This window comes from Tenggerimyces flavus (assembly GCF_016907715.1).
Lineage (GTDB): Bacteria > Actinomycetota > Actinomycetes > Propionibacteriales > Actinopolymorphaceae > Tenggerimyces > Tenggerimyces flavus.
Genome location: NZ_JAFBCM010000001.1, coordinates 2,004,586 through 2,017,856, shown reverse-complemented (window position 1 = coordinate 2,017,856; position 13,271 = coordinate 2,004,586). Strand labels below are relative to the sequence as shown.

The following is a 13,271-nucleotide window of genomic DNA, read 5'->3' as shown; positions in this document are numbered from 1 at the left end:
GAGGGCATAGCCTGCGACGCATGATTCAACGTCTCACGCACACCAGCGTCTACGTGCTCGACCAGGACTCGGCGTACGACTTCTACGTCAACAAGCTCGGGTTCGAGGTCCGCACCGACGCCAGCTACGGCGAGGGCATGCGCTGGCTCACGGTCGGGCCGAAAGGCCAACCCGACCTGGAGATCTCGCTCATGCACATCGCGCCGGGCGGCCCGTGGAACGAGGAGCAGGCGACGCTCGTCCGCCAGCTCGTCACGTCCGGCGCGTTCGGGGTCGGCGTTCTCGAGACCGACGACGTCGACAAGGAGTACGAGGAGTTGAAGGCGCGCGGTGTGGAGTTCACCCGGGCGCCGCAGGAGCAGTTCTACGGCAAGGAAGCCCTGCTCCGCGACGACTCGGGCAACTGGTTCAGCTTGACGCAGCGGACGACGAGCTGAGCACCTCGCCGTCGGGCGCGCAGCGCGCGAGCGAAGGCGCCAAGCGCTGTTGGAGATCGCGGGCGACGTCCTCGGCGCCGCGCAGCGTGCGCAGCACGTTTCGCCCTGCCAGCTTGGCGATGTCGTCGTCCGACCAGCCGCGGTCGACCAGCGCGGCCAGCAGCCGCGGGTATCCGGACACGTCCTCCATGCCGACGGGGAACGAGTCCGTGCCGTCGTAGTCGCCGCCGAGCCCGACGTGGTCGATGCCCGCGACCTCGCGTACGTGCTCGACGTGCGCCACCACGTCGGCGATCGTCGCGGCAGGCTTGGGATTCTGCGCCTGCCACTTCTCCGTGAACGCGAAGTACGCCGACAGGTCGTGCGGATCCAAACCCTCCTCGCGGGCGGCAGCCTGGGCGGCCAACATCCAGGCGCCGCAAGCGGGTGCCACGAACTCCGGAACGAACGTCACCATGCACACGCCCCCGTTCGCCGGCAGCGAGGCGAGCACGTCGTCCGGCACGTTGCGCGGGATGTCGACCACCGCGCGGGCGGACGAGTGCGAGAAGATCACCGGCGCCTCGGTCGCCCGCAACCCGTCGCGCATCGTGTCGGCCGACACATGCGAGAGGTCCACGAGCATGCCGAGCCGGTTCATCTCCCGCACGACCTCGACACCGAACGGCGACAGCCCGCCGCGCCGCGGCTCGTCGGTCGCCGAGTCCGCCCAGTCGTTGTTGTCGTTGTGCGTCAGCGTCATGTAGCGCGCACCGAGGGAGTACATCGTCCGGAGCGTCGCCATCGAGTTGTTGATCGAGTGGCCGCCCTCCATGCCCATCAGCGAGGCGATGCGGCCCGACGCGAAGACCCGCTCGACCTCCTCCGCGGTCGTCGCCAACCCGAACGTGTCGGCGTACCTGCGCACCATCGCGTGCACGCAGTCGATCTGCTCCAGCGTCGCCGACACCGCGTCGTAACCGGCCAGCCGGCTCGGCACGTATACGGACCAGAACTGCCCGCCGACACCGCCGGCCCGCAGGCGCGCGATGTCGGTGTTCAGCTCCGGTCGCGGCTGCGCGATGTCGACCGCGTCGAAGTCGTAGAAGGCCTGCTTGCGCGCCATCCACGGCAGGTCGTTGTGCCCGTCGATCAGCGGAGTGGTCTGGAGGGTCGCGGCCACGCGGGCCGAGGAGTCAGCGTTCTGCACTCGTCCATCCTGCTGGATGAACGGTCAGCTCGACGACGCCGTCGGAAGTGGCCACGGCGACCCGGCTGCCGGATCGCTCGAGAACGGTGCCGGGCGAGGCGTCGGTCGCGACGCCGCTCACGCGTACGTCGTCGGCCAGAAAATCCCCGTCTGGCAGCCGCACCCGCGCGGTCGGGTCGAGCAGGTTGAGCGCAACGGCCTTGCGCTGAACGACATTCGCGGGTTCGGCGAACGACAGCCAGCGCTCCTCGTCGGTGAACCGGCCCGCGTACGTCGCCCCCGCCTCGTCCTGCGGCGTCCCCTGCTCGCCCGCCAACGCCCGCGCGGCGCCCTCGGCGAGGACCTCCGACACCATCTCGTACCAGGCGCGCAGCACGTCCTCGGTCGTGACGCCGTCCCGCCACGGGCGGGTGCGCTGCGCGAGGATCTCGCCGGCGTCGAACTCCGGGGCGATCCGATGCGCGGTCGCCCCGAGCAGCCGTTCGCCTTCGTAGATGGTGCGTTGCGGATTCGGTCCGCGGCCGAGCGGGAGTGGCGAGGGGTGGACGTTCAGGGCGCCGAGCTTCGGGACGCGCGTGACCTCCACCGGAATTCGCAGCGGGAACGTCACGGAGACGACCAGATCAGGGGCGAGTTCCTCGATCGCCGGCGCGGCGACCGTCCGGAGCTTGCTGGTCGCGAGGATCTCCTGCGTCGCCGGGACCTGGTCGCGGAGCGTCGGCCCGGACCCGTACCGATCGCCGACGCTCTCCGGCGTGACGAGCAGGACGAGCTCGTGCCCGGCGCTTCGCGCCCAGTCGTGGACGAGCCCGTAGGCGGACGCGAAGGCGTTGAACGTCACTACACGCACGGCCCCCACAGTACGGTGCGGGCAGATTCCTTCGACACCGCTGCGAACCTCCCGCCCGGCTCGCGGGTAGTTACAGGCGTCAGTACGGCGAGGGGAGACCGATGCGAAGACGTGAACGAGACGCCGAGTACGCGGAGTTCTTCTCCGCGCGCGGCGCCGCCTTACGCCGAACGGCGTACGGGCTGTGCGGCGACTGGGGAGCGGCCGAGGAGCTGACGCAGGCGGCGTTCGTCAAGCTCTACGCCCATTGGGGCCGCGTTCAGATGGAGTCGGCGGAGGCGTACACGCGCCGCATCCTGCTGAACCTGTTCCTCAACGGGCGCCGCAAGTGGGGCCGCGAGACCAGCACGGCGGAACCGTTCTCCCGCGAGAGCACGCAGATCGCGGCCGACGACCGCCTGGATCTCTCGACAGCGTTGGCGAAACTGCCTACCCGGCAGCGCGCGATCGTGGTGCTGCGGTTCCTGGACGACCTGCCGGTGGCGGAGGTCGCCCGGCTGATGGACATCGCCGAGGGAACGGTGAAGAGCCAAACCGCCCGCGCCCTCGCCTCACTGCGTTCGCTCCTCGAGCCGGTGCCGAACCAAGAAGGACTGAGCCATGGATGAGATGAGAGTGAAGGACGAATTGCGCTCGTACGTCGTGCGCGACGAGCCCCCGATGGGCATCACGGCGCCAGGTCTGGTGGCACGCGGTCGCAGTGCTCGGGGCCGGCGCAACCTGGCGCTTGCCGCTGCCGGGGTCGCCGCGACGGTCGGCCTCGCGACCGTGGGGCTGCCCCTCCTGACCCAGGGGCGCGTGTCGATCGATCCTGCCGGGTTGATCAAGACGCAGAACGTCACCTCGCTGGACGAGCAGATGGACGAGCTGATCCGTTCCAACGTCCCGCACGGCGACGAGTTCGAGCTGCTGCGGATCAAGGCGTACCGATGGGACAAGCGCGAGGCACTGGCGGAGGATCGCCAGGACGAGGCGACCCGTTGGACGGCCACCTACCTGTACAACGCCGACTCGAGGTCCGAGGCCCAGCTCCGGGTGGAGCTGAAGTACGTCCCGTCCAAGCAGTGGCCGGAGAGGTCGGCGAACGCGCGCCCGGACGAACCCGACATCCCGCCGCCGACCATGGCGATCCTCAGCATGCAGGAGAACTACTCGATGGATGCGCGGGCCGTTCCCGAGCCGGGGCCACCGGCCGAGCCCGGCTACATCGTCGAGGTAGGAGTCGCCAACGGCACTCCCAGCTTGGACCCACCGCCCGACCGCTTCACCTGGGCGGACCAGGTGAAGGCGTCGACCGATCCCCAGCTCGTCTTCGATCGACCGGCGACCTGGCCGCCCGACGTCGTGGCGCCGTAGGGCTCGTCCCGAAAGGGCAGAGCTTGTCCGCCGAACGGGCGGCCTCCGTGTGGAGGCCGCCCGTTCGGTGTCTGGTCGGTGCATCCTGCTGCGGTGACCGACCAGACTCCGCCTCCGCCTCCCCCGCCGCAGTACGCCGCCTACCAGCAGCCCGTGCCGCCGCAGCAGCCGCCGCCGTTCCAGAACGGCGTGGGGCTCGGCGCGCTGATCCTCGGCATCATCGCCCTGCTGCTGTGCTGGATCCCGGTCGTCGGCTATGTCTCCGTCGTCCTCGGCGCCATCGGCGTGGTGCTCGCGATCGTGGGATTCGTCAACGTACGCAAGGGATCGGCCAACAACCCCGTCATCGCCATCATCGGCGGCATCCTCAGCGTGATCGCGATCATCGTGCCGTGGGTCGTGCTCGCGGTCGTCATGAACGTGGTCGAAGGCAAGCTCGGCGACGTGACCAAGTACACCGAGTGCGTCGAGAAGGCGGACACTCCCGAGAAGCTCGCGGCCTGCCAGCCCGAGTAGCCACCGACCCGCACCCGCCGGTCCGCGGCGGGGCCAATGATCATGTTGACATGATCATTGGCCCCTTTACGTGGGGTGGACGCCAGGTAGAGGGGCCACTGGCCGTGTGAGGCGACCACGGCCGCAGCGGGTCAGGAACAGGCCGGGCGATCGACGGTGCTTTCTGCAGCCCCGAACGGGTGACCTTCGCGGGCTCGACGATGCCAGCCGCGACGCGCGGGCAACAGGCCACGTCGCCACCGGTCGTCAGGCGGCTCCCAAGGTGACATCAGCGAGGCCGGGGGCGCCAAGGTGGAGAGGGGTCTCGGTCGCGCGGGCCAGGCGCGCCAGCATGTCGAGAGTCGGCAAGCTTCCGCCTCCCTCGATCCGGGCGATCGACGACTGCGTGGTGCCCATCCGGCGAGCCAGCTCGGTCTGGGTCAAACCTGCCCGCGACCGCAGCGCGTACACCAACTCGGCAAGTTCACCAGCCAACGTCGCGTTGGCGTACGCCGCGGAATAGGCGTCCTGATCCTCCGGCGGATACTTGGCCCGAAGCTCGTCGTGCGTCAGACGTGCCATCATCGCCTCCTCTGATCACGGCTCATCGCTCGCCGCGCCCTGTCGACTTCGTTCCGCTCGTTCTGCCGCTGCTTCCGCAAGGTTGTCAACGTCACCACCCGCCGCGTTGGGTCGACGTCGTAGGCGATGCGGCGAGCCACGATGGGATATTGCGTTGCCAGGCAAGGCGAGAGGGGCGGTCCCGAACGAATCGGGACCGCCCCTCCGCGGTAGTGCTAGAGAGAAGAAACAGACAAGGACTAGAAGTCCATGCCGCCGCCGTCGGGGGCGCCCGCGGGGGCCTTCTCCTTCTCGGGCTTGTCCGCGACCACAGCCTCCGTGGTCAGGAACAGGCCGGCGATCGACGCCGCGTTCTGCAGCGCCGAACGGGTGACCTTCGCGGGCTCGACGATGCCAGCCGCGACGAGGTCGACGTACTCGCCGGTCGCGGCGTTGAGGCCGTGACCCGCGGGCAGCTGCCGCACCTTCTCCGCCACGACGCCACCCTCGAGGCCAGCGTTGATCGCGATCTGCTTCAGCGGAGCCTCGATCGCGACCTTCACGATGTTGGCACCAGTCGCCTCGTCACCCTCGAGCTCGAGCTTCTCGAAAGCCGCGAGACCCGCGAGCAGCAGAGCCACGCCGCCACCGGCGACGATGCCCTCCTCGACGGCCGCCTTCGCGTTGCGAACGGCGTCCTCGATGCGGTGCTTGCGCTCCTTCAGCTCGACCTCGGTCGCAGCGCCGACCTTGATCACCGCAACACCGCCGGCGAGCTTCGCCAGACGCTCCTGCAGCTTCTCCCGGTCATAGTCGGAGTCGCTCTTCTCGATCTCGGCACGGATCTGCGCGACCCGACCAGCGATCTGCTCCTGGTCACCGGCGCCCTCGACGATGGTGGTCTCGTCCTTGGTCACCGTGATCTTGCGCGCCCGGCCGAGCAGGTCGAGCGAGGAGTTCTCGAGCTTGAGACCGAGCTCCTCGGAGATGACCTGTCCACCAGTGAGAACGGCGATGTCGGTCAGCATGGCCTTGCGGCGGTCGCCGAAGCCGGGGGCCTTGACGGCCACGGACTTGAACGTGCCACGGACCTTGTTGACGACGAGCGTGGCCAGAGCCTCGCCCTCGACGTCCTCGGCGATGATCAGCAGCGGCTTGCCGCCCTGCATGACCTTCTCCAGGACCGGAAGCAGGTCCTTCACCGCGGTGATCTTGGAGTTGACGATGAGGATGTAAGGCTCGTCGAGGACGGCCTCCATGCGCTCGGCGTCGGTCCAGAAGTAGCCGGACAGGTAGCCCTTGTCGAAGCGCATGCCCTCGGTGAGCTCGAGCTCGAGTCCGAAGGTGTTGCTCTCCTCGACGGTGATGACGCCTTCCTTGCCCACCTTGTCCATCGCGTCGGCGATGATCTCGCCCACGCTGGTGTCGGCCGCGGAGATCGACGCGGTGGACGCGATCTGCTCCTTGGTCTCGACGTCCTTGGACAGGTTCTGCAGCTGCTCGGCGACAGCCTCGACGGCCTTCTCGATGCCGCGCTTCAGCGCGATCGGGTTGGCGCCGGCGGCGACGTTGCGCAGACCCTCGCGAACGAGTGCCTGGGCGAGCACGGTGGCGGTGGTCGTACCGTCACCCGCGACGTCGTCGGTCTTCTTGGCTACCTCTTTGACGAGCTCGGCCCCGATCTTCTCCCACGGGTCTTCGAGCTCGATCTCCTTCGCGATGGAGACGCCGTCGTTCGTGATCGTCGGCGCACCCCACTTCTTCTCGAGGACGACGTTGCGGCCCTTGGGGCCGAGCGTCACCTTGACGGCGTCAGCGAGGGTGTTCATACCCCGCTCGAGGCCGCGCCGGGCTTCCTCGTTGAACGAGATGATCTTGGGCATGTAGCTGGATCCTCCCCCAGTCGGGTGGATGTCGTGTGGCGGCTCGACGCCCGCGACGGACGGCCCGGCTCACCGCCGAAACCTCGCCGAACCAACCCTCTGCTGTTATCACTCGCGACCTTCGAGTGCTAACAGTTGTTTAGCACTCGACTGGGGAGAGTGCAAGCTCGACCAGGCTTGCGCGCTCGTGAACGGTGCGCCAGCGGCCCGCCAGCGAAATGCAGCAGAGTAAGGGGGCGAACGGACAATCCGGACAGAACAGGACGACACCTCACGATGTGGCGAACGATCCACCTGCTCACGGCCGGCGCCCTGGTCGCGGCGCTCGCACCCGCCGCCCTCGCTCCGCAGCCCGCCGAAGCCGTGCCCGGCCTCACCCCGCTGCCCCGGCTGGAGTCGGTCACGCCGGCAGGCAAGCAGTACGGCGCGCTCCAGGAGATCGGAACGGGACGGAAGTTCCTCCCCCGCGGCGCCAACTACGTACGGCTCACCGAGACACCCACGGCGCACCACTCGACGTTCGAACCCGGCCGCTACACCAACGCCGAAGCCGAACAGACGCTCGCGCGGCTGCACCAGGACGGCTACAACGCCGTCCGCGTCTTCATCGACCATGGCAACGTCACCGACGCCGACACGCACAAGAAGCCGCACGGCATCGGCCGCGGCATGACCGACACCACTCCGTACTACGGCCCGTACCTCGACAACGTCGCGAGCTTCGTCAAGCTCGCGACCAAGTACCAGATCAGGGTCATGTTCTCCCTCGACCTGTTCCCGCAGAGCAGGTACTACTACGACCTCGTCGGCAACGTGGACCGCAAGGCGGTCAACATGGACGGTCGCAACCTCAACTACCTGCACCCGACCTACGTGCTCGCGAAGTCCACGTACCTGAAGAACTTCACGGCAGGGTTGAAGGAACGCGTCGGCGCCGACCTGATGTCGACCGTCCTCGCAATCCAGTCCGACAACGAGGCGTACGTCGTCGGCGACAAGGCGCCGTACAACAAGCTGTCCGGGAAGGTGACGCCACTCAATGGCGTCACCTACGACATGGCCGACCCGACGCAGCGCCAGCAGTCGGCGGACGCGGCGTTCGTCGAGTACGCGAACCGGATGGTCGACGCCGTCCACGCGATCGACCCTGCCGCCCTGGTGACGATGGGCGTCTTCACGTTCGGCGCGGTGCACAAGCCCGGGCCGCGCGGGATGCCCTTCTACTGCACGACGGCGCCCTGCCCGGCGGGCGACTACCGCTACCCAGCAAGGCCGCGCTCACTGACGGCGTGGTCGCGACTGTCCTTCCTGGACGTCCACATCTATCCGGCCAACAAGCCCGGCATCAACGATCCATACACGCTGGCACGCAACCTCGAGACGATCGAGTGGAGCACCGTGAAGGGCACCGTGATCATCGGGGAGTTCGGCGCGGACAAGGCGTTCTACCAGAACAACCTCACGGTCGCGGCCGCTCGCATGCGGGAGCTGCAGGTCGGCAGTTGCCTGCGCGGCTTCTCGGGTTGGCTGTTCTGGACGTCGAACGTGGGCGACAGCGAGACACTGCGAACGCTCTACAGCCTGTACGAGGGCAACGAGACGATCAACGCTCAGCTCAAGCCGACCGCGCGCCCCGATCCCTGTAAGCACACCGCGAGCTGAAGCCCACAAGAAGAAACGACAAGGCCCGAGTGGTTCGCACCACTCGGGCCTTGCTCTTGGGTTCGACGCCGTTACGTCGCGACCGCAGTCAGACAGGCTTCACGTCGTGCGCTTCGAGACCCTTCGGTCCCTCCACGACCTCGAACTCGACGGTTTGTCCGTCGGCGAGAGACTTGTAGCCATCCATCTGGATCTTCGAGTAGTGAACGAACACATCGTTGCCGCCATCGACCGCGATGAAGCCGTACCCCTTCTCGGCGTTGAACCACTTGACGGTGCCTTGCGTCATGACCTCTCCCTCAAGGCCCAGCGGGGTTCTAGCCCGCCCGGCGCGGGCCAGAAGGTCGTACTCGCGCCCGTCCCCGAGGGGAAGCGTTGCGAATTTCTCCGCACGACATGACAACCCACCGTGTGGGCGGCTATGCGTACGGTCATGCCGACCAGGGCTGACATTAGCCCACAGATGCCGCCGTGGGGAGACGTCGGAACTGGCCTAATTCGCCCGAGACCTACTTATTCTGCGGGGAAAACGGCCATCGTCGCCGTCCGAAATCGGACAGTTCCAGAGCGTGATGGCGATGATTCAGGAAACGCTTTCCGATCACCGCGGCAATTCACTCGGAAAAGGAAACTCAGCCACCCGCGACCGCGGGGATCACCGAGACCTGCGCACCGTCCGGAGTGGGCGTCGACAAGCCGGACGTGAACCGCACGTCCTCCTCACCCACGTACACATTGACGAACCTGCGCAGCTTTCCCGCGTCGTCGAGCACTCTTGCCCGGATGCCGGGATACGCGCCCTCCAACGACTCGAGCACGTCCGCGAGCGTCGCGCCGTCGGCGGTCACCTCGGACGCGCCGCCGGTGTACGTGCGCAGGATCGTCGGGATGCGTACCTTCACGCTCATGCCAGCCCCGCTTCCGTGAATGCCTCGTACGTCGGCTTGATCGTCGCCTTCGGACCCACCCGGCCCGCGACCGCGTCGAGCGTCTTGAGCCCGTCACCGGAGTTGATCACGACAGTCTCGAGCGATGGGTCGAGCTGCCCGGTCTCGATCAGCTTCTGCAGCGTCGCGATCGTCACGCCGCCCGCCGTCTCACCGAAGATGCCTTCGGTACGAGCGAGCAGCGCGATGCCGTCCACGACCTGCTCGTCGGTCACGTCCTCGACCGTGCCGCCCGTACGACGGCAAACGTCGAGCACGTACGGACCGTCCGCCGGGTTGCCGATCGCGAGCGATTTCGCCAACGTGGCTGGGCGAACGGGCGCCACCACGTCATGCCCTTCCTTGAACGCGGTGGCCACGGGAGCGCAGCCGGTCGCCTGCGCGCCGTAGATCTTGACCGGCTTGTCCTCGACCAGGCCGAGGTCGATCAGCTCGCGGATGCCCTTGTCGATCTTCACGAGTTGGGCGCCGGACGCGACCGGGACGACGATCTGGTCGGGCAGCCGCCAGCCGAGCTGTTCGGCGATCTCGTACGCGAGCGTCTTCGAGCCCTCGGCGTAGTAGGGACGGACGTTCACGTTCACGAACGCCCAACCCTCCTCTTCGCCGGCGATCTCGCTCGCGAGCCGGTTGACGTCGTCGTAGGTGCCCTCGACCGCGACCAGCGTGCCGCCGTACACGGCAGTGGTGATGATCTTCTGCTGCTCGAGGTCCTGCGGAACGAGCACCACGCTGCGGATGCCGGCCCGCGCGGCCGCGGCGGCGACGGCGTTCGCGAGGTTGCCGGTCGACGGGCACGCGAGCACCTGGAACCCGAGCTCGCGCGCGGCGGTCAGCGCGACGGCGACGACGCGGTCCTTGAACGAGTGCGTGGGGTTGCCGGAGTCGTCCTTCACCCAGAGCGTGGAAAGACCCAGCTCGGCCGCGAGGTTGCCCGCGCGGACGAGCCGGGTCAGTCCTGGTTCGGTGTTCGGGAACGACGCCACGTCGGCGGGCACGGGCAGCAGCGCCGCGTACCGCCAGATGTTGCGTGGTCCCGCCTCGATCTGCTCGCGGGTGATGGCGGGGTACTCGTACGCCACCTCCAGCGGGCCGAAGCACTCCAGGCACGCGTAGTGGGCGCCCAGCGGGATCGTGCTGCCACACTCGCGACATCGAAGCTCGGTCGCGTTGCCGAACGCACCCTCGCGCGGCGTGTGCTCGGCGGGCGTCGTGGCGGTGCCGTGGGTGGTCAGTGTCGAGGTCATCTCAGAGGCCTTCCCTCTCATCTTTCCCACGCCGCTGGTGCGGGCGGGCCGGATTTGGCACCGTGTCCGCCGCGGGCCTCGAAGACGAGACATACACGTCGGCGGCTGGCCGGTTGCCGGGGCTTCACTGGGCCGGTCCCTCTGCCCCTCTGGATGAGTTGCTCGGTATTCAGTTGTTATCGAGAGACTAACGGAGCCTGGTCAGCGCGCGAGCAACTTGCTCATCATTCGAGACGACTGTCCGCTATTCGGGCAGAACGACCCAGCGGCGGTCTGGTCGACGATCGGGTGCAGCCCGCCGCCCTCCTCGTTGAGGATCCAGGCGTTCGCGCCGACGGCGATCTGACGCTTGCCGTCCGGCGTGCTGAACACCGCGCTCTGGTAACCGAAGACCTGGCCGTTGTGACCCCAGACCAGCCCGCCGGGCACGCACGGCGCCGGCATCGCATACAGGCCGAGCCCGTACCCGAACTTGCCGTCGTCCATCATCTTCGCGAGCAGCGACTTCGGGAGCAGCTTGCCGGTGAACAGCCCGCGCAGGAACGCGGTCTCGTCGGCGACCGTCGAGACCACCGCGCCGGCGGACCAGGCCCAGCTCATGTTGTAGTCGGTGTAGTCGAGCGTGGCCTTGCCGGTCTCGTCCTGGAGGTAGCCGCGCAGGTGCCGGCCGTGGATGAACGTGCTGGCGCGCGGGAACGATGTGTCCTTCAGGCGAAGCGGGCGGAAGATGCGGCGCTCCAGCTCCCTCTCGACGCGGTTGCCGGTGACCCGTTCGACGACCATGCCGGCCAGAACGTAGTTGGTGTTGGAGTACTCCCACTTCGTGCCGGGCGTGGCGCGCGGGGCGGGGTTCGTCAATGCGATCTTGACGAGCTCGCGCGGCGTGAAGTGGCGGTACCGGTTGGCGTCGATGGATCGCGGCGGCTGGAAGACGTACGTGTCGGTGTGGAACCCGCTCGTCTGCTGCAGCAGGTGCCGCACGGTGATGCGCTCGTCCAGGCCGACGCCCGGGAGCAGCTTCGCGACCCGGGCGTCAAGAGAGACTTGACGCTCCGCCACGAGCTGGAGAACGACGGTCGAGACCATCGGCTTGGTGACGCTGCCGATCCGGAACCGGTCGCCCGCCTTGGCCTTGCGGCCCGTACGTACGTCAGCGACGCCCGCTGCCGAGATCTCGACGTCGCGGCCCACTCGGTCCACGGCGACCGCGCCGGGGAAGCCGGCGGCGACGACTTTCTCCAACGCTGGCGCGGTCTTCGCGGCAGCGGGTGTCGCGTACGTCGCCGCACCGACGACACCGAGAGTGAGGACGAGGAGCAGGATGCGGGCATGCCGCAGCCAGGCATACATAGGGAATCGCCTTTCCTAGTGGGAAGTTGCTGTCAGCTACGCCGGCTGTAGAAGAACAGTGAGCCAGCGAAACACACTCCGCCGATGAGACCGAGCCAGGTCCACGGCTCGCCGTCCTCGCCACGGACGACCTCGATGAAGAAGCCGCCGACGATGACGAGCGCGAGCACGTTCGTCGTGAAGCTGGACGCCCGGAGTTGAAGCAGCCGGCGCCGTTCGTCGCCGCCGTCCTCACCGAGCATCGCGATCGGCTCGGCACGCCGGAACACGACGAGAATGGCGGCGTAACCGACCATGATCACGAGCATCACGATGCCGACCTCGAGGTCGTCGCGGACCAGGCCCACCACCACGAACATGGCGATGCCCAGCACGACGGCGACCACTGGAACGACCCAGCGGCGGGTGGTACTAGTCGTTTTCGTCGACATGGAAGACCTCCTCGACGCTCGTCCCGAAGAAGCGCGCCAGCTTGATCGCCAGCGGCAACGACGGGCTGTAGCGCCCGGTCTCGATCGCGTTCACGGTCTGGCGGGAGACGTCGAGGACAGTGGCCAGGTCGCCTTGGGACAGGTCCTTGGCGAGCCTGAGTGCCTTGACGTCGTTCCGCACGCTGTCAAGCTTGCTTTACAGGCTCTACCCTGTCAAGTCCGCTTTACACCCGCGCTCACGATCTGGTCGCGACGAAACAGGCGTTCGGCCGCGGCGGTGGCTCGACGAGCGTTGCCCTGATCCGGAAACCCGTTGCTTGGAGCAGGTCGGCGAGGTGGTCGGCCGGCAGTCGGTGCGACTCGTAGCTGACCGGGTGGCCGCCGTACGCCTGCGTGAGCTGGCGACGTTCGTTGTCGCCGGTGTGCGTCCAGAGCATGAGGTGGCCGCCGGGCGCGAGAGCGCGGTGCAGCTCGGCGTACACCCGCGGCAGGTGCTCGGGCGGGGTGTGGTGGGTGCTGAAGTGCGCGAGGATGCCGCCGAGCTCGCCGTCGGCGACGTCGAGCGCGGTCATGGTGCCGACCTCGAACCGGAGCTGGGGATACGCGGCGCGCGCGAGCTCGACCATGTTCGGCGAGAGGTCGATGCCGTACGCGTCCAGGCCGAGCTCGCGCAGGTACGCGGTGATCTTGCCCGGGCCGCAGCCGAGGTCCGCGACCTTGCCGTGGGCGAGCTCGGCGAACGCCTGGAACATCGCGCGCATGAGCGGATCCTGCTCACTCGGCCCCTTGACCTGCTCGTCATAGGCAGCGGCAACGGTGTCGTAGGACTCGCGTACGGCGTCGATGTACTCGCTCACCGCGCG

16 protein-coding genes and 1 riboswitch are annotated in these 13,271 nt (G+C 67.9%); of the genes, 5 read left to right on the top strand and 11 right to left on the bottom strand.

The genetic code is table 11. The annotated features are described in order from the left end of the window. Positions 1 to 20 precede the first annotated feature (20 nt). Positions 21 to 437: a VOC family protein gene (locus JOD67_RS09325; RefSeq protein WP_205117032.1), complete on the top strand. Its 417-nt coding sequence runs from the start codon at positions 21 to 23 to the stop codon at positions 435 to 437. On the opposite strand, the gene JOD67_RS09320 is transcribed toward JOD67_RS09325, so the two are convergent. Both JOD67_RS09320 and JOD67_RS09315 read right to left on the bottom strand, forming a co-directional pair. Continuing rightward, the gene (locus JOD67_RS09320) at positions 409 to 1,626 is read right to left on the bottom strand and encodes a dipeptidase (protein ID WP_307782327.1); all 1,218 of its coding nucleotides are present in this window, start codon (positions 1,624 to 1,626) and stop codon (positions 409 to 411) included. The two genes, JOD67_RS09325 and JOD67_RS09320, sit on opposite strands and share 29 nt — an antisense overlap. Beyond that, positions 1,613 to 2,476: a methionyl-tRNA formyltransferase gene (locus JOD67_RS09315; protein ID WP_205117031.1), complete on the bottom strand. Its 864-nt coding sequence runs from the start codon at positions 2,474 to 2,476 to the stop codon at positions 1,613 to 1,615. The genes JOD67_RS09320 and JOD67_RS09315 overlap by 14 nt, the downstream gene beginning before the upstream one ends. Positions 2,477 to 2,577: 101 nt before the next feature. Here JOD67_RS09315 and JOD67_RS09310 point away from each other — a divergent pair, with 101 nt between their 5' ends. The 3 genes from JOD67_RS09310 to JOD67_RS09300 all read left to right on the top strand — a co-directional run bounded on the left by JOD67_RS09310 (position 2,578) and on the right by JOD67_RS09300 (position 4,348). Continuing rightward, positions 2,578 to 3,084 carry a SigE family RNA polymerase sigma factor gene (locus JOD67_RS09310; protein WP_205117030.1) on the top strand — a complete coding sequence of 169 codons (507 nt, stop codon included), beginning with the start codon at positions 2,578 to 2,580 and terminating at the stop codon, positions 3,082 to 3,084. After that, complete coding sequence (locus JOD67_RS09305; RefSeq protein ID WP_205117029.1) at positions 3,077 to 3,832, top strand: hypothetical protein; 756 nt, start codon at positions 3,077 to 3,079, stop codon at positions 3,830 to 3,832. Before JOD67_RS09310 ends, JOD67_RS09305 begins: the two co-directional genes overlap by 8 nt. 93 nt (positions 3,833 to 3,925) lie before the next feature. Beyond that, complete coding sequence (locus tag JOD67_RS09300; RefSeq protein ID WP_205117028.1) at positions 3,926 to 4,348, top strand: hypothetical protein; 423 nt, start codon at positions 3,926 to 3,928, stop codon at positions 4,346 to 4,348. Between the two features lie 246 nt (positions 4,349 to 4,594). Here the strand turns inward: JOD67_RS09300 and JOD67_RS09295 are convergent, their stop codons facing one another. Beyond that, positions 4,595 to 4,909, bottom strand: coding sequence for a helix-turn-helix domain-containing protein (locus JOD67_RS09295; RefSeq protein ID WP_239553782.1), 315 nt, complete (start codon positions 4,907 to 4,909; stop codon positions 4,595 to 4,597). Positions 4,910 to 5,148: 239 nt separating this feature from the next. Beyond that, positions 5,149 to 6,771, bottom strand: coding sequence for a chaperonin GroEL (gene groL, locus JOD67_RS09290; RefSeq protein ID WP_205117026.1), 1,623 nt, complete (start codon positions 6,769 to 6,771; stop codon positions 5,149 to 5,151). 276 nt (positions 6,772 to 7,047) lie between these two features. Here groL and JOD67_RS09285 point away from each other — a divergent pair, with 276 nt between their 5' ends. After that, on the top strand, positions 7,048 to 8,433 hold the full coding sequence (locus JOD67_RS09285; protein WP_205117025.1) for a cellulase family glycosylhydrolase: 1,386 nt from the start codon (positions 7,048 to 7,050) through the stop codon (positions 8,431 to 8,433). Positions 8,434 to 8,521: 88 nt separating this feature from the next. Here JOD67_RS09285 and JOD67_RS09280 read toward each other — a convergent pair whose 3' ends face one another. From JOD67_RS09280 to JOD67_RS09250, 7 genes are all read right to left on the bottom strand, one after another. Further along, positions 8,522 to 8,722, bottom strand: a complete 201-nt coding sequence (locus JOD67_RS09280; protein ID WP_205117024.1) for a cold-shock protein — start codon at positions 8,720 to 8,722, stop codon at positions 8,522 to 8,524. A gap of 343 nt (positions 8,723 to 9,065) precedes the next feature. Further along, entirely contained in the window at positions 9,066 to 9,341 is a 276-nt protein-coding gene (locus JOD67_RS09275) for a MoaD/ThiS family protein (protein ID WP_205117023.1), read from the bottom strand. Further along, positions 9,338 to 10,627 carry a threonine synthase gene (gene thrC, locus JOD67_RS09270; RefSeq protein ID WP_205117022.1) on the bottom strand — a complete coding sequence of 430 codons (1,290 nt, stop codon included), beginning with the start codon at positions 10,625 to 10,627 and terminating at the stop codon, positions 9,338 to 9,340. The genes JOD67_RS09275 and thrC overlap by 4 nt, the downstream gene beginning before the upstream one ends. Positions 10,628 to 10,641: 14 nt before the next feature. Then, a riboswitch (SAM riboswitch) is annotated at positions 10,642 to 10,787 on the bottom strand. A gap of 41 nt (positions 10,788 to 10,828) precedes the next feature. After that, positions 10,829 to 11,977, bottom strand: coding sequence for a serine hydrolase domain-containing protein (locus JOD67_RS09265; protein ID WP_205117021.1), 1,149 nt, complete (start codon positions 11,975 to 11,977; stop codon positions 10,829 to 10,831). Positions 11,978 to 12,009: 32 nt separating this feature from the next. Beyond that, positions 12,010 to 12,408, bottom strand: a complete 399-nt coding sequence (locus tag JOD67_RS09260) for a DUF2178 domain-containing protein (protein ID WP_205117020.1) — start codon at positions 12,406 to 12,408, stop codon at positions 12,010 to 12,012. Further along, the gene (locus tag JOD67_RS09255) at positions 12,389 to 12,589 is read right to left on the bottom strand and encodes a helix-turn-helix transcriptional regulator (protein ID WP_205117019.1); all 201 of its coding nucleotides are present in this window, start codon (positions 12,587 to 12,589) and stop codon (positions 12,389 to 12,391) included. Before JOD67_RS09255 ends, JOD67_RS09260 begins: the two co-directional genes overlap by 20 nt. Positions 12,590 to 12,644: 55 nt before the next feature. Continuing rightward, positions 12,645 to 13,265, bottom strand: a complete 621-nt coding sequence (locus JOD67_RS09250; RefSeq protein ID WP_205117018.1) for a class I SAM-dependent DNA methyltransferase — start codon at positions 13,263 to 13,265, stop codon at positions 12,645 to 12,647. Between the last annotated feature and the right edge of the window lie 6 nt (positions 13,266 to 13,271).

Excerpts from the sequence above, each read along its gene's own strand:
- JOD67_RS09325 (WP_205117032.1), top strand. The coding sequence starts at position 21 with ATGATTCAACGTCTCACGCACACCAGCGTCTACGTGCTCGACCAGGAC.
- JOD67_RS09310 (WP_205117030.1), top strand. The coding sequence starts at position 2,578 with ATGCGAAGACGTGAACGAGACGCCGAGTACGCGGAGTTCTTCTCCGCG.
- JOD67_RS09305 (WP_205117029.1), top strand. The coding sequence starts at position 3,077 with ATGGATGAGATGAGAGTGAAGGACGAATTGCGCTCGTACGTCGTGCGC.
- JOD67_RS09295 (WP_239553782.1), bottom strand. The coding sequence starts at position 4,909 with ATGGCACGTCTGACGCACGACGAGCTTCGGGCCAAGTATCCGCCGGAG.
- groL (WP_205117026.1), bottom strand. The coding sequence starts at position 6,771 with ATGCCCAAGATCATCTCGTTCAACGAGGAAGCCCGGCGCGGCCTCGAG.
- JOD67_RS09285 (WP_205117025.1), top strand. The coding sequence starts at position 7,048 with ATGTGGCGAACGATCCACCTGCTCACGGCCGGCGCCCTGGTCGCGGCG.
- JOD67_RS09280 (WP_205117024.1), bottom strand. The coding sequence starts at position 8,722 with ATGACGCAAGGCACCGTCAAGTGGTTCAACGCCGAGAAGGGGTACGGC.
- JOD67_RS09275 (WP_205117023.1), bottom strand. The coding sequence starts at position 9,341 with ATGAGCGTGAAGGTACGCATCCCGACGATCCTGCGCACGTACACCGGC.
- thrC (WP_205117022.1), bottom strand. The coding sequence starts at position 10,627 with ATGACCTCGACACTGACCACCCACGGCACCGCCACGACGCCCGCCGAG.
- JOD67_RS09265 (WP_205117021.1), bottom strand. The coding sequence starts at position 11,977 with ATGTATGCCTGGCTGCGGCATGCCCGCATCCTGCTCCTCGTCCTCACT.
- JOD67_RS09260 (WP_205117020.1), bottom strand. The coding sequence starts at position 12,408 with ATGTCGACGAAAACGACTAGTACCACCCGCCGCTGGGTCGTTCCAGTG.